The organism is Ruegeria sp. CDSB114, from assembly GCF_059611025.1.
Map to the genome: position 1 here is coordinate 100,712 of NZ_JBXWOT010000012.1, position 21,268 is coordinate 121,979.

19 protein-coding genes are annotated in these 21,268 nt (G+C 53.5%); 13 read left to right on the forward strand and 6 right to left on the reverse strand.

The features are described from left to right. Positions 1-14: 14 nt before the first annotated feature. Positions 15-443, reverse strand: a complete 429-nt coding sequence (locus AC2FIP_RS18985; RefSeq protein ID WP_496787712.1) for an EF-hand domain-containing protein — start codon at positions 441-443, stop codon at positions 15-17. A 499-nt stretch (positions 444-942) separates the two neighbouring features. Further along, positions 943-1,302, reverse strand: coding sequence for a hypothetical protein (locus tag AC2FIP_RS18990; RefSeq protein ID WP_496787714.1), 360 nt, complete (start codon positions 1,300-1,302; stop codon positions 943-945). 493 nt (positions 1,303-1,795) lie between these two features. Here AC2FIP_RS18990 and AC2FIP_RS18995 point away from each other — a divergent pair, with 493 nt between their 5' ends. Beyond that, positions 1,796-2,332 carry an AAA family ATPase gene (locus AC2FIP_RS18995; RefSeq protein ID WP_496787716.1) on the forward strand — a complete coding sequence of 179 codons (537 nt, stop codon included), beginning with the start codon at positions 1,796-1,798 and terminating at the stop codon, positions 2,330-2,332. A gap of 260 nt (positions 2,333-2,592) precedes the next feature. On the opposite strand, the gene AC2FIP_RS19000 is transcribed toward AC2FIP_RS18995, so the two are convergent. Then, the gene (locus AC2FIP_RS19000; protein WP_496787718.1) at positions 2,593-4,968 is read right to left on the reverse strand and encodes a thiamine pyrophosphate-binding protein; all 2,376 of its coding nucleotides are present in this window, start codon (positions 4,966-4,968) and stop codon (positions 2,593-2,595) included. Between the two features lie 11 nt (positions 4,969-4,979). Then, positions 4,980-6,185 carry a methionine gamma-lyase gene (locus AC2FIP_RS19005; protein ID WP_496787720.1) on the reverse strand — a complete coding sequence of 402 codons (1,206 nt, stop codon included), beginning with the start codon at positions 6,183-6,185 and terminating at the stop codon, positions 4,980-4,982. Between the two features lie 113 nt (positions 6,186-6,298). On the opposite strand from AC2FIP_RS19005, the gene AC2FIP_RS19010 reads away from it, so the two are divergent. The 4 genes from AC2FIP_RS19010 (at position 6,299) to AC2FIP_RS19025 (ending at position 8,103) form a co-directional block, all read left to right on the forward strand. Then, positions 6,299-6,757: an Lrp/AsnC family transcriptional regulator gene (locus AC2FIP_RS19010; RefSeq protein ID WP_281973936.1), complete on the forward strand. Its 459-nt coding sequence runs from the start codon at positions 6,299-6,301 to the stop codon at positions 6,755-6,757. 168 nt (positions 6,758-6,925) lie between these two features. Then, on the forward strand, positions 6,926-7,369 hold the full coding sequence (locus AC2FIP_RS19015; RefSeq protein WP_496787722.1) for a MarR family winged helix-turn-helix transcriptional regulator: 444 nt from the start codon (positions 6,926-6,928) through the stop codon (positions 7,367-7,369). An 11-nt stretch (positions 7,370-7,380) separates the two neighbouring features. Beyond that, positions 7,381-7,758, forward strand: coding sequence for a hypothetical protein (locus AC2FIP_RS19020; RefSeq protein ID WP_496692082.1), 378 nt, complete (start codon positions 7,381-7,383; stop codon positions 7,756-7,758). Positions 7,759-7,788: 30 nt separating this feature from the next. Then, the gene (locus AC2FIP_RS19025; protein ID WP_142640352.1) at positions 7,789-8,103 is read left to right on the forward strand and encodes a monooxygenase; all 315 of its coding nucleotides are present in this window, start codon (positions 7,789-7,791) and stop codon (positions 8,101-8,103) included. Positions 8,104-8,812: 709 nt separating this feature from the next. Here the strand turns inward: AC2FIP_RS19025 and AC2FIP_RS19030 are convergent. Beyond that, on the reverse strand, positions 8,813-9,763 hold the full coding sequence (locus AC2FIP_RS19030; protein ID WP_496787723.1) for a proline racemase family protein: 951 nt from the start codon (positions 9,761-9,763) through the stop codon (positions 8,813-8,815). 446 nt (positions 9,764-10,209) lie between these two features. Then, positions 10,210-10,863, reverse strand: coding sequence for a TetR family transcriptional regulator C-terminal domain-containing protein (locus tag AC2FIP_RS19035; protein ID WP_496787725.1), 654 nt, complete (start codon positions 10,861-10,863; stop codon positions 10,210-10,212). A 109-nt stretch (positions 10,864-10,972) separates the two neighbouring features. Here AC2FIP_RS19035 and AC2FIP_RS19040 point away from each other — a divergent pair, with 109 nt between their 5' ends. The 8 genes from AC2FIP_RS19040 to AC2FIP_RS19075 all read left to right on the forward strand — a co-directional run bounded on the left by AC2FIP_RS19040 (position 10,973) and on the right by AC2FIP_RS19075 (position 21,066). Continuing rightward, on the forward strand, positions 10,973-11,842 hold the full coding sequence (locus tag AC2FIP_RS19040; RefSeq protein ID WP_282121016.1) for an ABC transporter permease: 870 nt from the start codon (positions 10,973-10,975) through the stop codon (positions 11,840-11,842). Beyond that, a complete protein-coding gene (locus AC2FIP_RS19045; protein WP_142640356.1) occupies positions 11,839-12,627 on the forward strand; it encodes an ABC transporter permease in 789 nt (262 codons plus the stop codon). Before AC2FIP_RS19040 ends, AC2FIP_RS19045 begins: the two co-directional genes overlap by 4 nt. Then, on the forward strand, positions 12,624-13,721 hold the full coding sequence (locus AC2FIP_RS19050) for an ABC transporter ATP-binding protein (protein WP_496787727.1): 1,098 nt from the start codon (positions 12,624-12,626) through the stop codon (positions 13,719-13,721). The genes AC2FIP_RS19045 and AC2FIP_RS19050 overlap by 4 nt, the downstream gene beginning before the upstream one ends. 17 nt (positions 13,722-13,738) lie before the next feature. Further along, positions 13,739-14,800 (forward strand): ABC transporter substrate-binding protein, encoded by a 1,062-nt coding sequence (locus AC2FIP_RS19055; RefSeq protein ID WP_496787729.1) that lies wholly within the window; start codon positions 13,739-13,741, stop codon positions 14,798-14,800. A 61-nt stretch (positions 14,801-14,861) separates the two neighbouring features. Further along, positions 14,862-16,922 carry an oxidoreductase gene (locus AC2FIP_RS19060; protein ID WP_496787737.1) on the forward strand — a complete coding sequence of 687 codons (2,061 nt, stop codon included), beginning with the start codon at positions 14,862-14,864 and terminating at the stop codon, positions 16,920-16,922. Further along, positions 16,922-18,154: an aromatic ring-hydroxylating oxygenase subunit alpha gene (locus AC2FIP_RS19065; RefSeq protein WP_496787731.1), complete on the forward strand. Its 1,233-nt coding sequence runs from the start codon at positions 16,922-16,924 to the stop codon at positions 18,152-18,154. Before AC2FIP_RS19060 ends, AC2FIP_RS19065 begins: the two co-directional genes overlap by 1 nt. Further along, on the forward strand, positions 18,147-19,709 hold the full coding sequence (locus AC2FIP_RS19070) for a trimethylamine methyltransferase family protein (RefSeq protein WP_496787733.1): 1,563 nt from the start codon (positions 18,147-18,149) through the stop codon (positions 19,707-19,709). The genes AC2FIP_RS19065 and AC2FIP_RS19070 overlap by 8 nt, the downstream gene beginning before the upstream one ends. After that, positions 19,702-21,066 carry an aminotransferase gene (locus tag AC2FIP_RS19075; RefSeq protein ID WP_496787735.1) on the forward strand — a complete coding sequence of 455 codons (1,365 nt, stop codon included), beginning with the start codon at positions 19,702-19,704 and terminating at the stop codon, positions 21,064-21,066. Before AC2FIP_RS19070 ends, AC2FIP_RS19075 begins: the two co-directional genes overlap by 8 nt. Positions 21,067-21,268 lie beyond the last annotated feature (202 nt).

The following is a 21,268-nucleotide window of genomic DNA, read 5'->3' on the forward strand; positions in this document are numbered from 1 at the left end:
CGAACGGTTTTCGGTCAGTCATCATCGTTCCGATCGTCGCCACGGTCATCGTCTCCATCCCGCTCACTAGCCCCTTCGTTGTTAGATCCGCGATCATCTTGACCTTTAGTTCGATCTCCACGACCGCCGCGGTCACCAGTGCTACCTATCTTGTTTTTTGTTCCCCACCGTAACTCAAGGATCGTGATGCGATTGTCTCGGTTGCGATCAATGTCTTCAAGAAGCCGCCGCGCACCAACTTCTCCAAAGGCGGCGGACAGCTCATTCAAGCTCAAGACACCGTCAGTATTCGTATCAACAGACCTGAAACTAGCAGTCTGCGCCGCTGCTTTATTGAATTGACTGTCGCCAACCAGAAAAGTGAAAGCCAATAAAACGGCGCAGGTTAGGTAGCGAAAAATTCTCAACTTGCGTTGGGCTGACCTACTTCCAGTCTTTGTCACAGACGATCCCCTGCTCGTCGGTTGTTTCTGTGAACCAACGGTATTTAATTTCAGTAGGACAACATGGCTCGCAGAGATGAAAAGGGCATATATAGAATGTGAACATTGGATGAACGGTGTTTCCATGCGAAAAGATGGCTTGGCTTTATTGTTTGGAAGCCTCTCGGTATCAGGTCCGGATACTAGAGACTCAGGAACTGAAAATGCGGTGTTTTCAGTCTCCTACCAGAGAAAATCGGAGTGCAGGTGCTGGGCTATTGCCGCCTTTGGTCCTCACGGAATAACCTTCTTGGCCTCTTAATCTTGGTTTGGTCCATCAATCAGTACTCGAAGCCAACAACGTGGGTTCGTTTCAAACAGATCAAAAGGACTTCGATAATCTTGCAATTTACATAACTCAATCAGAGGCTTTCTCCACAGAAAGAAATCCACTGTTTCTGTCAGATTGAAGGTTTGATCTTATCCAACAACCGTTCAGTTTTACATCACCACCTAAGGCCTACTTCCCGCCAGAGATGTTTTTCGCCGCGATCACAAAGCGTACAAAGCGGTCATTCGAGCGGAAAATACCAGGGGCATGTTTGTCCGCACAGCAGACATCGACCACCACTTCTGATCGTTTGAACCATACAAAAACTGTCAGATGACGGCTTTGAGCCCTCACCAGTCGTTGCCATTTTGTGCTGCGTGCACTCGCAACGGAAAAAATGCTGCATGCGCACGAAATCTGGCGCTGTGACGCGGCGATGAAACCGGCCATTGGTGCAGCGCGCAGCGAGGCTGGAACGGTCAATTCACACAGTGCGGTCTTTGCTGCCATTGGAATATGAGCATACTTTGCGTAAAAATGTTCAAACAAAATTCAGATCCTCACTACGACACAGAATCAAAGCTTTGCCGTTGCCGCCTTGTCGATGCTTGTAACGTATGGAGTCTTGTTGGCATTTTCTCCGCGATATAAGGCTGATACGGTAAAAATGTTCTACTTGGAAAAGTCGAAGTTGCGCGTTGCGATTGAACACCCTTTGGCAACACTTGCTCATTTTCTGTCGTTCGTTTTGCCAGTCTACTACGTGATGGGCTTGCCAATACAGCATCCGTAGTTCTGGGCTCAGAGCCGCCGAATGCCAATGCAGCAGGCAATTTGGCGCAGATGGAACGGAACCAGCCATCGGCAGAATAGTTCAAGCCTCTGATCTTCCACTGTCACGGTCGATGTGCTGTCGTTCGCATGGCAGGAGCGAACTTTGGCGCCGCAAGCGGCGAAACCTGGCTCTGAGCCCTTGTTGCACCGTTCGGCGGTGCAGCATCAATTGCATTGAAGAAGATAGAGCAGAAAAGGGGAAATCGATTTGAGCCACAGGTTTGTCCTGCTGACGGGGTGTTCTGGCGGCGGGAAATCAACTTTATTGAAGGCTTTTGAAGAGCGCGGATTTGCGACAGTCAAAGAGCCGGGCCGCCGCATCGTTTCGGATGAACTTGCGAGAGGCGGCAAGGCATTGCCATGGGTGAACATGAAAGCGTTCGCTCTATGTGCAATCGAGATGGCCAAATCCGACTTGCAGGACGCGCAAAACTCTGAAGGCATTGTTTTCTTCGACCGTGGTTTGATCGACGCGGCTATCGCTTTGGCCCATTCAGGCGGTCGACGGGTTGAAGAAACACTTGGAGAAACCCATGCATACCGGAAGCGCGTTTTCGTGGTCCCGCCCTGGATGGAGCTGTTTGCCAATGACGCCGAACGACAGCATAGTTTTGAGGCGGCAGTACAGGAACACATCCGCATCGAGGAGGCGTTGGACGCACTAGGCTACATGAGAATGGAGTTGCCAAAGGTGTCTGTTCAAGAACGGGCCGAAATCGTCTTGGAGGAGTGCGGCGCATTTTAGATCAGTGGTCGGCTTCGTCCCGCATTGCGTAAATTCAGCCCCTGATCCTTGCTGCACTCTGTACGAATGGCGGCTTTTCCCGCTGCCCGACAGCACCATACTTTACGCTACCGCAGCATTTCCCACACCGCGAGCGCACGCAGCATGAAAACCGGACTCACAAAATGGGCTGTTACCACCAGTTGAAGCGCTCCGCAGAGAGTGGCGACAGGAGAGCCCATAGATACAGACGCAGCAACGTGAACCAATGTCTGCTGTTGCTATGCTATAGCCACAATCGGAGGGATTTTACGACCATGGGACAATTCGCCAGCTGATTGGATCAACGCGTTGGCGTCAATGCGGAAATGACGGTACAAATCCGCAATAGACCCGGTTTGGCCGAAATGCTCCACACCGTGCGGAATCGTTTTGTGGCCATGAACGGCACCCAACCAGGACAAAGTTGCCGGGTGTCCGTCGATCACTGTGATCAATGCGCAGTCGCGCGGCACATCTGCCAGCAGCGTTTCGATATGTGCCTCAGCGCCCCGAATGCCATTTGTGCGCGCCCGTTGCGCTGCAGTCCAGCCGGCGTTCAACCGGTCGGCAGAGGTCACTGCCAGAACGCCAACATCCCGCCGCCCCTGGGCGATATGGCCCGCTGCCCTGATGGCCTCCTGGGCAACCGCGCCCTGATAAGCAATGACAACTTCGCAGTTCGGCCCCGGTTTGCGTAGCCAATAGGCACCGTCGATGGCCCCCTGACGGAAATCGTCATCCACGCGCTTACCGGGCTGCTCAATCGGGTTGGTCGTCAGACGTAAATAGACCGAACCGCCGGTCTCGTCGCGCAACCACGTGCGTTCATCGGGATCTCCCTCGCCATCTTTTTGCATATAGGCAAAGGCCCATTCCATGATGACCGCCAATTCATCCGCAAAGGCGGGCTCAAATGCGGCCAACCCGTCTTGCGACATGCCAATCAGCGGCGAAGCGATTGATTGATGCGCCCCGCCTTCCGGCGCCAAAGTGACGCCAGAGGGCGTGCCCACGATCATGAAACGGGCATCCTGATAACAAGCGTAATTCAACGCATCCAAGCCACGGGACACAAAAGGATCATAGACCGTTCCAATGGGAATAAGCCTTTTGCCAAAAACCGAGTGCGAAAGCCCTGCCGCCGCCAGAAGCAAAAACAGGTTCATTTCAGCAATGCCAAGTTCGATATGCTGACCATCTGGTGTGAACTCCCACTTCGCGGTGGAGGGGATATTTTCAGCCTTGAAAGTGTCGGATTGATGGGTGCGCGCAAACAGTTTCCTGCGATTGACCCAAGGGCCAAGATTGGTTGTGCCGGTCACATCCGGAGAGGTCGTCACGATCCGCTCGGCCAGCGCGCTGTTGCCTTTGGACAGGTCATCCAGAATCTTGCCGAATGCCATTTGAGTCGAGATTTCACGACCCGGATCCAACTCAACTGAGGGGACGTCGATAAGGTCATCTGAGTATCGGCGCGGCCCGCTGGCGAAGAAGGGCGTCTTTGCCAGCATTTTCTCAAACGCTGCCGGGTCTGCGATGGTGGCAAAGCGCTCCCATTCATCACCCTCAGTAACACCCATGAATTTCTTCCATTCGGCCATCTGAGTCTTGTTCATCAACCCACCATGGTTGTCCTTGTGGCCAGCAATCGGCGTCCCCCAGCCCTTGATCGTATAGGCAAGGAAACAGACCGGGCGGTCGTGATCTATTGCGGCGAAGGTATCTGCCATGGTGGTGACGCAGTTCCCACCCAGGTTTTCCATCAGAGCGGCCAGTTCGTCATCGCTGCGCGCATCAAGCAACGCGCTTACGTCGCCTTGATCGCCGAGGGTTTCCATCAGTCGCTCGCGCCACACAGCGCCCCCCATGAAGGTCAGTGCCGAGTAGAGTTGGTTGGGGCACTCATCGATCCATTGACGCAGCTTCTCTCCGCCCGGCTCTTCAAACGCAGCGCGTTGCAGAGCGCCGTATTTGACCCGCACAACATCCCATCCGAAGGCGTCGAAGATTTGCTCGATCCGTTGGAACAGGCCTTCGCGCACCACGCCGTCCAATGACTGGCGGTTATAATCAATGATCCACCAGCAATTGCGCAGATCGTTCTTCCATCCCTCTTGCAGGGCCTCATAGATATTGCCTTCGTCCAGCTCAGCATCGCCAACCAATGCGATCATGCGTCCAAGCTTTTGCGTATCGCCCCAGGATTTGGCCTGTACATAATCCTGCACAAGTGACGCAAACGAGGTGATAGCAACGCCAAGGCCCACCGACCCGGTCGAAAAATCCACGTCATCGATATCTTTCGTGCGGGAAGGATAGCTTTGCGCGCCACCAAATCCGCGAAAGTTCTCCAACTTCTCACGGGTCTGGTTGCCCATCAGATACTGAATCGCGTGAAAGACCGGCGAGGCATGCGGTTTGACTGCTACGCGATCTTCCGGGCGCAGGGTCTGAAAATATAACGCGGTCATGATCGATACCATCGACGCCGAAGACGCCTGATGCCCGCCAACCTTGATCCCGTCAGCTTTGGGCCGAATGTGGTTCGCATGGTGGATCATCCAGTGGGACAGCCACAGCAAACGTTGTTCAATTGTTTTGAGATCAATGGACATGGTCAATTTCCTTAAGCTGCGCTGCGGACAGGGGGTCTTGGCAAGGCTTGTTCGAGATCGTGGATCACGTCGTCGATCCCCTCCAGGCCAATGGACAATCGCACCAGCCCATCGCTGATGCCGTGTGCGGCGCGTTCTTCAGGCGTATAGGTCGAATGGGTCATGCTGGCCGGGTGCTGCACCAGTGTTTCAGCATCTCCCAATGATACGGCGCGGGTGATCATTTGCAGTCTGTTCATCATCGCGCGCCCTGCTTCCAGCCCGCCATCCAGTTCAAATGCAATCATGCCGCCGAATTTGGACATCTGCCGCTGCGCGACATCATGCTGCTCGAAACTGCTCAGTCCCGGATACCAGACCTTTCGCACACCGGCGGATTGCTCCAGATATTCGGCGATGGTCGCAGCGCTGCTGCAATGCCGATCCATGCGCAATTCCAGTGTCTTGAGGCCGCGCAGTATGAGCATCGCGTTAAACGGGGCCATGACCGCGCCGGTCATATCTTTCATCCCATAGAGGCGGATTTCAGTCACCAGCTCGGCCGATCCGGCCAGCAACCCTGCAACAACATCTCCGTGACCGCCTAGATATTTCGTCGCCGAGTGCAGAACGATATCTGCGCCATGTTTGATTGGCTGGGTCAGATAGGGCGTGGCATAGGTATTATCCACCACCACGTAGGCGCCGTTGGCATGGGCAATGGCTGATACAGACTGGATATCTACAAGGCGCATATTCGGATTGGCGGGTGTTTCAAAATAGACCACCTTGGTTTTTCCGCTGACCGCCGCTGTCAGGTTTTCCGGCTCCGTCAGATCCACATGGGTCACTGTCACACCGAATTTTGCCAGCCCGTGCCGCATGAAGGAAAATGTGCAGCCATAGAGCGTCTTGTCGAGAATGACCTCATCCCCCGGGGCAAGAAGAGTCCACATCGTTGCGGTGATCGCCCCCATCCCCGAGGCCAGGGCCAATCCTGCCTCTGCCCCCTCAAGCACCGCGATGCGTTGCTCCAGCAAATCGCAAGTCGGGTTCGAGATGCGCGAATAAACATGCCCTGCCCGCTCGCCCGCGAACATCGCACCGCCTGCTTCCGCGGTTTCGAAAGCGAATGTCGAGGTCAGATGCAGCGGAGGCGTCAACGCGCCTTCGTTTTCCATCGGGTTATAGCCATGGTGAATGGCAAGAGTGGAAAAGCTGTCGGGGCGGTTGCGCATTGGGTGACTCCTTGGTTTTCAAGAAGCAGAGTATGACGACACGAGTGGCAAAATATTCCAAAAATGTCTTATACTACCTCGTTTGTAGCAGTATATGCTAATCTATGAAAAAAATAGACCGCAAAGACCAACAGATCATTCGAGCGTTGCAGCGCAATGGTCGAATGACGAATCAAGACCTGGCAGCAGAGGTGAACTTGTCACCTTCGCCCTGTCTGAGGCGGCTGAAGCTGCTCGAGCAAAATGGAATCATCACCGGCTATAGCGCCAACATAGACGCCGAGGCTTACGGGTTGCCGGTAACGGTATTCGTTCACGTCAAACTGGAAAGCCATACTGAAGCGACAGTAAAGAAATTCGAAGCAGCCATTGCGCGGATTGACCAGGTACTGGAGTGTTTCGTTATGACCGGCTCATCGGATTACCTGCTTCGTGTGGTCGTGGCTGATCTTTCAGATTACGAAAAATTCGTTCGCAGAAAGCTGCATCCTCTTGGAGGTATTGCCTCCATGGACAGCAGCTTTGTCTACGGAGTTGTCAAGAAGACAAATGTATTTCCAGTGACAGAATAACGTTGCTTGATGAACTGAGATGAAATGATTGCGGACATTAGCGCAGATGCAGCGAAAGCTCGCTTTATGCGTCATTCCAACAAATGCTGCACATCGAGCGAATGAGTGGATTAGGTCATTCTATGGGGAGTACTTGAATTTATCCCTAACTAGGGATATATGCGCAACATGAGACATAAAAATCAAGCCCGAGAAAACCAAACCCTGGTGCTGGCCCTGCTACGCAGTCAGCAATTGTTCATGCGCGCTATGGTGTCAGCGTTTCGTTCGGCGGGCCTTACAGCGCCACAATGGGACGCGCTGGAAACACTTAGCAACAAGGGTCCGCTGTCAATCAACGATCTGATGCGGCTGACGCTGTCTACATCCGGCAACCTGGATGTGGTTGTCAAAAACCTGGTTCAAGCCGGATGGGTGGAAAAGAGTGTCGATGAAACCGACAGACGGGCGCGTGTTCTGTTATTGACCGCAGCCGGGCGCCAAAAAGTGGCCGAATTCCTGCCACTCCACAATCAAGCTCTGGAACAGATTTTTGGTGATCTCAGCGTGCAGGACAAACGCCAGACGATCAAGACACTCAACCAATTCCGAAAAAAACTGCCTCAACCTTAGAAAGCCGTAACATGCCTAACAAAACACTCCTGACCGCGCATGGCGTGATTTACATGTTGTTCGCACTCGCGCTGTTCTTTGCCCCGGCCATCCTCTGGCCGAACTACGGCCTGCAATTAAACGACCAATACGCTGTATTCCTGTCACAGCATAACTCGATATTTCTGGGCGGCATCGGGATCATCAGCTTCCTGTTTCGGGACGTTGAACATGGCAGTGAAGCTGCAATCGCCATTCTCACAGGATTGATGTGGACCAATCTACTTGGCGTCATCATCACGCTTTACGCCTGCCTGACAGGAGTTTTCACCGGGTTTGGCTGGTCTGACCCCATCTTCTTCGCCTTGCTTGCGGTCCTATGCTTCTTCCAACTCGGGAAAAACCGCTGAACTTTCCCAAACTCACAAAGGAAACTAAACATGAGTACACTGAAAGTCTGGGATCTGCATATGACCTATGAAGGTCCGATCACAGAAGAATTTCTCGCCGGCACCGAGCAACTTGCAAAGAGTATCGCGGAGGAGCCGGGAATAATCTGGAAGATTTGGACTGTCGAAGATGGAACCAATCACTATGGGTCCACATACCTGTTTCGGAACCGCGAATATCTGGAAAGCTATAAAAGTATGCATCTGAAGCGCCTGGAAGCGATAGGGATCACAGTGACCGCCGACCATGTTTTCGACATTATGGAGGAGGTCAGTCGCATCAACAGAGCCCCACTTGAAGGCTAGCGAGCAATGACCGGACATTGGCACGCTAAACGTTGATGTCCGGTCCGTCCGCCATCCGGAATTGCAAAGTTTGGTCTTGATTGTCCGCTTTGGGGTGGGTCTGTCATTTGTCGCGTTTGGTATCACCGCTGCTTCATTAAGATACTCGTGATTTTGCTTGAGCTGGCGTCAACACGACCACCATGCTTTTTGACAGATCAGACACATTGATAAGGTAGACGAAAACCATGGCAGAACGATTTGAGCGTCACCGTCAAGCTTGGACACAAGAGGAAATTCAAAAATTGCACCTACTGGTGTCAAAGGGGATGGGCTTGAAGGCCATTGCCAAAGCTCTCACGCGCTCTGAGGAATCGACCAAGACCAGAGCGAAGCTTGACAAAATAAAGATCAAGAAAGCACGTTGATCTTGGTGCCTTTAGTGTACTCCTGTCGTTCTTTACTGCCACGACCAATGTCCGATTTGGGCCGATTGAGCTAAAAAACCCAGATTTTAGTGAAGATGGGCGAAAAACTTGCCCGCAGAAGGCCTTTCCGAATATTCGTCGGGGGTCGGCCCAACACTCTCGTCGGCAATGTCCGAAGCTTTCAGTAGCCTTACCAGGCACTGGGTTGCAATTTAGCCGCCACAACGGGTTCTGGCAGAATGGAATTCAGTTGCTCGTTTTGTTAGGGTTCTGCACCCAAGCACCCAATTTAAAAAGCTGCCTTACGGATTAGCGTTGTAAAAAGAAGGAAAGCTATGCCTTGCAACGATCCTAACTTCTGCTGATACAGTGGCGAATTGACCTACAACTTGGCATTCAAAAATCCCGCCCGGTGCTTCGATTGTCACGGACCTGCCGGGAGATAGCGACCCGTTGCCCTCGCACGCTACCACAACGGACAATGCGCCTGTCCCCCCAGCCGAATTTGCCAGTTCTCCCTTTTCAGAGGCCCAGACAGTTTTAATATGGTTCTTCCCTGATTTCGAACTGAACATGACCAAGTATTTACCGTAGCTGCCGCCAATGCCAAAATTAGACATCGGGAATTGTTTACTAGCCGCCCCGCTTAACTCAATTGCAGCGTTGGTCAATTTTTGGCGCTCACTAAGCGAAATACCTAGATAGTCTGCATCGACAACCAAATACGGCAACCCGGCATCGACTAGAGAAACTGGAATGTTTCCATTTAGAGGAAGATTCAATATTTGATTATTAATCAATAGCTTGGGTTTGACAGTAAACCACTTGGCATGTGTCATAACGCTATCTGTTCGGGTTACTTGTACTTCCATGACACCATTTGCTGTTTCCAAAGCAACAACCTGTTGATCTTTGGCTAATGCTTGACGCTTCGCGCTCGCAATTATGGTGGCTGCAGCCATGAGTGCGGTTCCGGCATATGGTGCGTATGCAAACTGAGAGGCTAGAAAAAGTGCCCCATCGGCACCTTGCTCAAAGGGCGGATAGAGTAGGCAAGAGTTGATGAGGTGGTTTCCATTTGGTGGGAGGTTCAAAAAACCCCGAAACTGTTCGTGATCCGAACGAAGCTCCAGCAAGGCGCCAGCCGCGTTCCTAGAAACTAGTTTAGGAAGACCAGAAACTGCCACTCGAAGAATATCTCCAGCGAGATCTACATCTATCGCACCCGTTTGTCCCTGGTGTTTATTAGGCATTGTTCGGCGTCCTGGATATCGTGTGCTACCTTGTAGCTTCTGGCTGCAAACATCCATGCTTGCTTTCAGCTGATGGTGTATTGGACTGAGGCTGTGTGAAAACTCTGGATGATGTATGCTTTTCGGCAAAGGCTGGAGGCATGTATGTCGAGATTTATCGCAGGCGCCGAGCGAAGTCAGTCGATGCTTTTCCCGACCAGCTTGAAGATTGGACCAACGGGTGCATAGCCACACCACGACGTCAATAACGCTGCAAAACCTCACTTTGTTGCGCATCTCGGACTACAAAGTTTAATTGTGAAAGTCCGCTAATAGCGCACAGCGGACGTCGAGATTTTTCAATAGCTAGGTGGATACCACTTAGACTCTAGAGGCCTCACCAATACCAGTAGTTGCTTTCCAGGAAGAGGCATTGTTTCCATCTCAAACCTGAGCGTCGTGAAGGCTCACAATTTGAATTTTCCTGGAAAAAGTCCGCCTAAAAATCTTCGAATAAGTTCAGCAGAGCCTCGCCGCGAAAAAACCTGCATATCGGTAAGGTAATTTACCCACATACCTTCCAGTAAGGCCAACGTTCCGCTAGTGGCATCATTCACCAAGTTCGGATCATGTCCGTTTTGTTGGGCTATCTCCGTGAACGCACGCCGCAAAGTCTCGACAAGTTTGGGATCCTGAGTGCTGCTGTATCGGGCAATACCAGGGTGTGAGCTCGCGATACCTCGGAATGCATGCCAGATTTTCGTACTTCGTGGATTGAGCAAAGCTTCGGACAGATCCGCCTCGATCACAGCCATCACTCGCTCTTCGGGCGAGGCATCCGAGCCCAGATCGGTCATTCTGTCCATCTCGGCATAATACTCAGTACTGAAATGCTGGGCCGCTGCCGTCAGCAAATTGTCCTTCCCCCCGAAATGCAAATGGATCATTCCGCGCGACAGACCTGAGCGCTCGCAGATGCGACTGACCGAGGTATCGGTGACTCCGATATCAGCAATAGTATCCAGTGTCGCCTTTATCAGAAGCTGCCTGTTGGCCTCTGGATCGCGCTTCGAGCTACGCTTTCTCCCTTTAGGCTCTGTCACTCTATTCAATGATTCCATTAGCTTAGGGTCTTCTCATATGGGTGGCTCACAGGAAGATTGACACGAAAGGCCTTTCTGGCGCAACATTAAATGGACGATCGTCCATTATAGACTCGTAAGTACCGAGATGGGAGATAGGGTGATTTTTCGTAGCGAAGCGTCCCGGGGTTATACCCTCAGCGCACCAGCCACGGCATACGTGGGGTTTCTGGTGGCGGCGCCTTTGGTGATCCTGATCGCCTATTCGTTCTGGACCCAAACCTACGTAACGCTCGACAAGACACCGACGCTGAAAAACTATAGCGACGCGTTTGCCGATCCGCTGGTTCGACATTTAATGCTAAGGTCGATCTGGATTGCCGGAGCAGTTACGGTAGTCACTGTCGCACTGGCCTATCCCATCGCGTACTTCATCGCGATGAAGGCCCGGAAAAAGACCATCTGGCTTCTGCTCATCACCATTCCGTTTTGGTCCAGCTATCTGCTGCGCGTATTTGCATGGAAACTCATCCTTGGGTTCAACGGAGTGATGAATTCTGCACTGATGATGCTTGGTCTGATCGACGAACCACTCGACTTCTTACTCTACAATGAATTCGCTGTCGTACTGACGCTTGCTCATGCCTGGGCACCTTTTGCGATCTTGCCGATCTATGTCTCGTTACAGAAGATCGATCCAAGCCTGTTGGAGGCCGCCACCGACCTCGGCAACAGTCCTTTGCAACGCTTCATGCGGGTGACGCTGCCGTTGACCATCCCAGGGATCATTGCGGCTTGCCTGATCATCTTCATTCCGACTGTCGGTGACTATGTGACTCCAGCGCTGGTCGGCGGATCGGACGGGAAGATGATCGCCAATCTTATTCAGGTGCAGTTCGGGGCCGCCAACAACTGGCCTCTCGGCGCCACACTTTCGCTGATCGCGATGCTTTCAGTCGGTTTCGTCGCCATCGTGTTTGTCATTACCGCCACCCAGCTTGGGAGGAGGATCAGATGAAGCGCCCCTCGACCCTAACAGCCTATGCTTTCCTGTATTTGGTTTTTCTGTACCTGCCAGTTCTGTTCTTACCCTTGTTCTCGTTCAACAGCGGTACAATCGTTGCCTTTCCGATCAAGGGCTGGACGCTGGACTGGTATCGGAAGCTGGGCGAGCAGGATACTTTAATTCAGGCCCTGTGGAATTCGCTTGGCGTCGGCACGGTCGTCGCAATTCTATCCACCGCTATGGGGCTGTTCGCTGCCCGCGCCTTCGTTCGCTATCGTTTTCGGGGTCAGCGTGCGGCTGAAGGTTTGGTGATGCTGCCTTTGGTCATACCTGGCATTATCGTGGCCTCGTCAATGCTGGTCCTGTTTCTGTTTCTCGGTCTCAAGCCATCTCTGCTGACCGTTGTTCTGGGCCATACGTTCCTTGCCTTGCCATTTTCCGTTTCGATCCTGAAGTCTGCCTTTGATGACTTCGACGCGTCGCTGGAAGAGGCATCTTACGATCTGGGCGTCGGCGTGTTCGAAACCTTCCGCCGCGTGACGCTGCCGGTCGTTTCCCCCGGTATCGTAGCCAGCATGCTGGTCACTTTTACGGTCAGCTTCGATGAGTTCGTCCTGGCCTTTTTCCTGTCAGGCAACCAGCCAACCCTGCCGGTCTATATCTGGAGCCAGATCCGTTTCCCCGCCAAGCTTCCAAACGTTCTGGCCTTGGGTTCTATCCTGCTGCTAACCTCGGTTCTGCTTTTGGTGCTGGCCGAGTACTTCCGCCGCCGCTCATCCGCATCAGAGGTCCGATGACAGACAGAAACATCATAGAACTCAGGGGCGTCGAAAAGCGCTATGGCACATTCCTGGCGGCCAGCGGGATCGATCTCTATCTCAAAGAGGGCGAGTTTTTTTCACTCCTCGGCCCCTCGGGATGCGGCAAGACTACGGTATTGCGGATGATCGCGGGCTTCCAGGAACCGACCGAGGGTACCGTGCTGATCGACGGCCAGGATATGGAAGGTGTCCCGGCCAACAACCGTCCAACGAACATGGTATTTCAGAGCTACGCCATCTTCCCGCACCTGAACGTCGGGAACAACGTGGCCTATGGCTTGCGGGGCAAGGCGCCCAAGGCCGAGATCGAACAGCGCGTAGCCGAGGCCCTGGAAATGGTCGAGCTGGGCGGTCTTCAGGATCGCGGCGCAAGTGAATTGTCGGGTGGGCAGCGGCAAAGGGTGGCGCTTGCCCGCGCGCTTATCATGCGGCCCAAAGTGTTATTGTTGGATGAGCCCTTGTCAGCACTCGACAAGAAGTTGCGCGAGCAGATGCAGTTTGAAATGCGCAATCTGCAGCAGTCGCTTGGCATCACCTTTGTGATGGTCACCCACGACCAATATGAGGCAATGACGATGTCCGACCGTATTGGTGTGATGTTCGACGGACGGCTCAAGCAGGTGGATACACCAACCACGCTTTATGCCCGTCCCTGTGATCAGCAAGTCGCCAGTTTCATTGGTGAGATGAACATACTGCCTGCCCAGATGTTGGGAGAAACCGGCGATATATTGTCGATCGATGCGGCTGCTTTCGGGCGGATTGAGATTGAGAGAAACCCCAACGTTGCGACCAGTGCAAAAGATATGAACATCGGTATTCGGCCGGAACAATTGGAAATCGCTGCTGAAAAGCCAGAAGACTATCCATCAACGGTTCAAGGCACTGTCAGCAACGTCGCCTTCTATGGCGAGAACATTCACTATCACATTCAGGTTGCGGGAGCCGAAAAGCCAATCTCGGTCTCGGTTCCCAACTACTTTCACACGGTCGATTTCAAACGCGGCGACGCAGTTTGGCTGGGGCTTCAGGGGGCAAGCGTGATCGATCTAGGTACAGACACAAAGTAAAATAGTGGGAGGATAAAATGAGAGTTCAGGGAATTGCGGCCTTCGCATGTGCGACGGTGATAAGTACGGGAAGTGCCATGGCAGGTGGCGCTGATCTAACGGTTTTTGACTGGTCGGGATATGAAGACCCCGGGTTCTTTGCCAGCTACATGGAAAAATACGGGGATGAGGCGCCAAGCTATTCCTATTTCGGAAGTCAGGAGGAAGCCTTTACGAAACTGAGTTCGGGTTTCACGGCTGATCTGGCGCATCCTTGTTCTGACGCGGTCCGGAAATGGGTCGCAGCCGACCTGATCCAGCCGCTCGATGAAAGCAAGCTGACCAATTGGGCCGATGTTTTACCTGAGATTAAGGAAGTCGACGCCATCGTCCTAGACGGCAAGCTTTACATGTTGCCGTTCGAGTGGGGGAACACGGGCCTTATCTATCGCACCGACAAAATCTCAGGCGATGATATCTCGCTGCAAATGTTGGCGGACCCGGCCTATGCAGGCAAGATCGCCGTCCCGGATGCCGCGTCATCCGCATATGCCTTGGCAGCGCTCGCCACTGGAAATGCTGACGATTACACCAACCTGAGCGATGAGCAGTTCAAGGAAGCGTCCGATTTCCTGCGCTCAATCCACCCAAACATGCGCTTTTACTGGTCCGATGCAGGTCAGTTTGATCAGGCCATGACCAGCGGTGAGATCGAAATGGGTTGGGCCTGGAACCAGTCCGAACTGAACCTGATCTGGAACGAAGTGCCTGCCGCCATGATGCGTGACGTCGACAAAGGTATCGCGACTTGGGCGTGTGGCTACGTGCATCTGAAGTCTTCCACGACACCGGTCGATCAGGTCTATGATCTGTTGAACGCGCTTACTGATCCTGCAAGCGGCCAATACATCATCGACAACTGGGGCTACCCGCATTCCAACGCAAAAGCCTTCGAAGTTGCCGATCAAGCCAATATCGAAGCCTATGGTTTTGCCGATCCGAAAAGCTTCTTCGAAAGCAGTTTGTTCTTTGACGCGGTGAACCCCGAGTTGGAGGCAAAAATGCTGGCAGAATTTGAACGGATCAAAGCCGGATTCTAACACAACCATATTTCCGGGGCCTTCGGGCTCCGGAACCCAAATATAGGAAAAACGCGTGATTATGTCGGACGCGAACCCATACGCTCTGCTCTTCGAACCGGTTCAGATCGGGCCCGTCACAGCCAGAAACCGCTTTTATCAAGTGCCGCATTGCACCGGGCTGGGACACCTCAGGCCACGGGCGGATGCTGCCGTCCGCGGAATGAAGGCTGAAGGTGGTTGGGCAGTGGTTTCCAATCAGGAGACCGAGATACACCCGACCTCGGACTTGTCCCCCTATGCCGAGGGGCGATTGTGGGATGGGCGCGATGTGCCTGCGTTGCGGCTGATGACAGATGCAGTACATGCACATGGTGCGCTGGCGGCCATCCAGCTGGTACATAATGGCAATCATGCGCAAAACCTGCTGACCCGCGCTCCGGTTCTTGCTCCGTCCGAGATGTCCGTTGATATGACGCATCCCAAGCAGGCGCAGGCCATGGATAAGGCCGATATCCGGGAATTCCGCCACTGGCATCGCGAGGCCGCCTTGCGCGCGAAAGAGGCCGGATTTGACATCATTTACGTCTATGCCGGACACAACATGACATTGGCGCAACATTTCATGCTGCCTCATATGAACCAGCGTAGTGATGAATATGGCGGGTCGCTTGAAAATCGCGTGCGCCTGACGCGCGAATTGCTGGAAGATACCCACGAAGCTGTAGGTGACAGCTGTGCCGTGGCGTTCCGCTTTGCGATTGATGAAATGGTGGGCGCCGACGGCATGCAGGCCGCAGAAGAAGGCCGTGCCGTGGTCGAGCTTTTGGCCGATCTTCCGGACCTATGGGATGTGAATGTGGCCGACTGGTCCAATGACAGTGCCACAACCAGATTCCAGCCGGAAGATGGTTATCAGAACGCGTTTCTGTCCCACGTCAAACAGATCACACGGAAACCCGTGGTAGGTGTCGGTCGCCTGACCTCCCCCGATATGATGCTGTCGATGGTCAAGAAAGGTATTGTCGACCTTATCGGAGCGGCGCGACCTTCCATTGCGGACCCGTTCATACCGAATAAGATTGAAGAAGGCAGGATCGACGAAATTCGCGAGTGCATCGGCTGCAACATCTGCGTGTCTTCGGACAATCTGGGTATTCCGATCCGCTGCACCCAAAACCCGACCATGGGCGAGGAATGGCGTCGCGGCTGGCACCCTGAGATCATTGCACCGAAAAAAAGCGAGGCGGAAGCACTGGTAATCGGTGGCGGACCCGCGGGTCTTGAGTGTGCCATGCAAATCGCACGGCGCGGCTATCAGGTGACCTTGGCCGAAGCCTCAGCTGAATTTGGTGGACGTGTTGCAAAGGAAAGCAGGCTTCCCGGCCTAGCGGCCTGGTCGCGCGTCGTCGACTATCGCCTGAATGATCTGAAACAGCGCGGCAACGTTCAGTTGTTCACCGACAGCAGACTTGACGGCGATCAGGTGGCAGAGCTTGGCGTCGAACACGTCTTTGTCGCCACCGGCAGCCGTTGGCGTACGGATGGCATGGGGCGAAACACCCAGCGCCGTATGCCTCATATCGAGCAAAGCGCCAGAGTGCTGACACCTGATGATATCATGAACGGCATATTGCCTCCGAATGGCCCGGTGATGATCTATGATGATGACCATATCTATTTGGCAGGTGTGATTGCAGAAAAACTGGCAGCTGCCGGATATCCGGTGGTCTTTGTCACGCCGGAGAGTTTGGTCTCTGCTTACGCCGTACATACTTTGGAGCAGCCCCGTATTCAGGCTCGTCTGATCGAACTTGGCATAGACATTCGCTGCAATCAGGTGCTGACCGCGGTTGAAGGTGACATGGCCCGCATCGGATGTGCCTTTACCGGTCGCGAAGCGAGTATTCCCTGTGCCTCGACAGTTCTGGTTACCGAGCGCCAGCGAGAGACAGCGCTTTACGACAGCTTGCGCGGGGTTGGGTTGAAGACCCTCGAACTTATAGGCGATGCCGCGTCTCCAGGACTGATCGTCGACGCTGTCTTCGCAGGCCACCGTGCGGCCCGCGATTTTGAACGCCCAAAGGCAGAAGCAGACAAGGATTGGTTTCGCCGCGAGATAGTCGATTTGGAGGAAACGTGATGAACAGCCGACCGTTTGAGTTAGATGCTTTGATGGCCTCGCACCAGCACGGCCACGCTCTGCCGCGCGGATTCTATACCTCGCAAGACATCTATGACTATGACATCGCCCAGGTCTGGAACCGTAACTGGCTTTGGGCAGGGCATGTCAGCCAAATCCCAAAACCCGGTGACTATTTCCTGTTCGACTATGGCCCGGAGAGCATCATTATTGTTCGCGACCGCGAAGGCGAAGTTCGCGCTCATTTGAACGTCTGTCGCCATCGTGGATCTCGCGTCTGCACTGAACAGTCTGGCAACTCCCGTGTTCTTGTTTGCCCGTATCACGCCTGGACATATGAACTTTCGGGGAAACTTCGTGCTGGCCATAACATGGGGGAACACTTTGACCCATCCAAATTCGGGCTCTTTCCCGTTCAGGTGAGTGTCTTTAAAGGCTTGATCTTTGTGTGTGCCGATGCAAACACGCCATCGCTAGATCCTGTCCTCAGCCAGCTTTCGCCACTCGTCGAACCCTATGGCTTTGACGATCTGAAAGTGGCGCATACGGCGTCTTTTCCGGTTCCCGCGAATTGGAAACTGGCGGTTGAGAACTATCTTGAATGCTACCACTGCGGACCAGCACACAAAGAATACTCTCGCTCTCACAGCCTGAAATCGCCACAAGACATGGCTGGCTTGGTCGAGCCGCTAAATGCAAGGGCTTTAGAAGTCGGGCTGACACCTGATGAATTGGCGCTTGTTGGCGAGGCTGCGCCCACCCCATTCACCAGCGGGTACTATCGACGCTACCCGCTTTACCAAGGTTACAAAACCGGCAGCAAATCGGGTGAGGCGCTTGCGCCATTACTTGGAACGCTGAAAGGCTTCGACGGTGGCGCAACTGACTTTGATATTGGCCCATTGAATTGGTTCCTGATCTATTCGGATCACATGGTGGGCTACCGCTTTATTCCACGTGGTCTACAAGAAACCGACATTCAGGTGGTCTGGCTGGTTAACGCTGATGCCGAAGAAGGCCAAGATTACAACAAGGAAGACCTGACCTGGCTTTGGCATGTCACATCTTTGGATGACGAACGCATCATTCGGCACAACCAGTCCGGCGTTAATTCTCAATACTTCCAACCGGGGCCCTTGGGCGAAATGGAAACCTCGATCCAGGATTTTTACGATTTCTATTTTGCCATGATCCGCTCGGAACCAGAACAAAGGATGGCCGGTAATGGCTGAGGTAAAATCACGCCGTCGCGGTGGTGGTGGGCGCGCCGCGCGCATAAAGGTTCAACAGGCGACCACGGGCAATGAGGCCGTGCGTGGGGGATTAAGTGGCGGCCGCTATAAGCCGCTTACCCCAACAGATATGGAGAACATCCATCAAGCGGCTCTGACCGTTCTGGAAAAAACCGGCATTACCGATCATTTCCCGGAATTACTTGATCTGGTGCTGCCCAAGGGCGCGGTGATGAATGATCTAAATCGGCTGTGCTTCCCCCGCGCACTGATGGAAGACATCCTGGCTGGTGCTGCCAAGGAGTTTTACGTCTATGCCCGCGGAGAGCGTGAAGGCAAAGACGACATGCATTGCTCGGCGGAGAGCGTCTATTTCGCCAACTCCGGCACCGCCGTGACCACCTTCGATTCCGAAACTAAATCTTATCGCCCTTCGATCCTGCGCGATGTCTATGATTTCACCCGTCTGGTGGACCGTTTGGACAACATCCATATGCTGGGCGACACGGTTTTGGCCACCGATGTGACTGATGATTTCGCTCATGACATGAACACCATTTATGCCATTCTCGCAGGCAGTCAAAAACCTGCCTGTCTGACCTTCCGCGATCGCAGCCATATTCCGCATGCCATCCGCATGTTTGATTTTGCTCAAGGTGGCGAAGGTGCTTTCATGAAAAAGCCAAGCGTCATATTTGGCGGCTGCCCCATGGTTTCCCCCTTGCGGGTCGGCAAGGAAAACATGGAAATCCTGATTGATACCGCCAAGCTAGGCCTGACGGTTGATTTGGCGGTGCCTCCTCAGGCCGGGGCCACAGCCCCCGCTACACTTGCGGGAACGCTGGTGCAAACCGTGGCCGAAACGCTGGCCTGCGTTGCCATCGTAAACCTCATCACACCGGGCTGTCCGGTCTGCTTTGCCGCCTGGCCCTTCATCACTGACCTGCGCAGCGGGTCGTTCACCGGCGGTAGTGGCGAACAGGCTCTGATCGGGGCCGCAGCCATTCAGATGGGTAACTTTTATGGCCTGCCAACCTCTGTCGGCGCAGGCATGACTGATGCCAAGATACCCGACGCGCAATACGGGTTGGAAAAGGCGCTAACCTTCACGCTTGCCGCTCATGCCGGTGCCAATCGCCTGTGCGAATTCGGGGGTATGATCGGTAGCCTGATGGGATGCAGCTTTGAAAGCATGGTCATCGATGACGAAGCGGGTGGTATGATCCTGCGATCGTTACGCGGGATAGAGGTCACAGATGAAACCATGGCGGTGGATGTGATCCACCAGTGTGCCATTGATCCTGGTCACTTCCTCGGCAACCCGCACACACTGAGCTATATGAACAGCGAATTCGTCTACCCACGGCTCATGGATCGTGAGCGCACGGACACATGGGAAAACGAAGGCAAAACTGATCTGCTGGACCGCGCCCGTGACAAGGCCAATTCCATTCTCGAGAGCCATTTCCCCAACTACTTCGGCGCCTCAGACGCTCAGGTTCGCGAAGAATTCCCAATTATGATGAGCACAGAAAGCATGGCCCGCCGTGGATAACTCTAACGTCAAGCAATGGGATAACGACCACTTCCTGCACCCGTGGGAAGGGATGGCAACATTGGGCGAAAACGACCGGACATTTATTGAAGTTGCCAGCGGCATCCATGTGGTGAACGAAAAAGGCGAACGCTTGATCGACGGACCGGGAGGCATGTGGTGCACCCAGATCGGTTATGGCCGAGAGGAGATGGCCGAGGCCATGGCTGAGCAGGCTCGAAACCTTGCCTATTTCTCACCCTTTAACAATTCCAACTCGACTACTGCGCGGTTCGCGCGCGAAATCGCCAAACGTGCGCCGGGCGATTTGAACAATGTCTTTTTTACCACCGGCGGTTCCACCGCAGTTGATACGGCCATCCGGTTTGTTCATTTCCGCAACAACCTCCTGGGGCGCCCCGAGAAAAAGAAAATCATTTCAAGGCAAAAAGCTTATCATGGAAGCACTTTTTTGGCGGCCAGCGTCAGTGGAAAAGAGCGTGACAGGCTTTGGCTCGACAAGGCGGATGACCTCGCACATTTCTTGCCAGACGTGAATCCGCTTTATCGTGCGCCTGGTCAAAGCGAAGAGAGCTTTCTGAAAGAGAAAGTTTCCGACCTGGAAAACGCCATTGTGGCGCTTGGCCCAGAAAATGTTGCCGCGTTTATCGCCGAACCGGTTCTGGCATCTGGCGGCGTGATCGTGCCGCCAAAAGGATATCACGAAAGCTGCCTAAACATCTGCAGGAAGTATGATGTTCTATACATTTCCGACGAAGTAGTGACGGCTTTCGGACGATTGGGCCATTGGTTCGCGTCTGAGGCAGTTTTTGGCATTCAGCCAGACATAATTACCTGTGCCAAAGGAATGACATCTGGGTATGCACCGATGGGCGCCGCGATTATCTCGGATAGATTGATCGCCGATGTTGCAGGGAAAGATGCTACCTTCTCAAATGGCTACACCTATTCTGGCCACCCGGTCAGCGCGGCCGCTGGTCTGAAAAGTATGGAAATTATTGAACGGGAAAAGCTTCTCGAACACGTTCGAAGGGTCACTCCAATTTTTCAGGATCAGCTACAGCAGTTGGGTCAGATTGACATCGTTACCGATGTGCGCGGCATGGGGTTGATGGGATGCGTTCAGTGCTCAGTCGATGGTGATCCCCAGAGCGATCTGGGGTGCGACTACGAGATTGGTAGCCAGATCGATATCGAATGCCAGAAACGTGGGTTATTGGTTCGACCTGTGATCAACATGTGTGTTCTTTCACCGCCCCTAATCATTAGCGAAAGTGAAATCGAGCAAATGTTTGCTGTCTTGCGAAAAGGGCTTGAAGCGACAAGTGCGTGGCTCAGCGGGATTGGAGGCCAATGAATTGCTTGCGCTATTGTTGCGAAAGCCCGGAGGTCGCCATTTCAGCGTATTGTCGTATGCTCCACGATCTCCGCCAAAACCGTTCGGCCTTGACGGTTTTGAAGAAGGTTTTGACAGCGCCGGTATCCTACGGGTTGGCATTATCTGTTACGGGTCCGTCACAGTGTTTTTCTCGTACTGCTTGCTTCCACGGTGCTTCCAG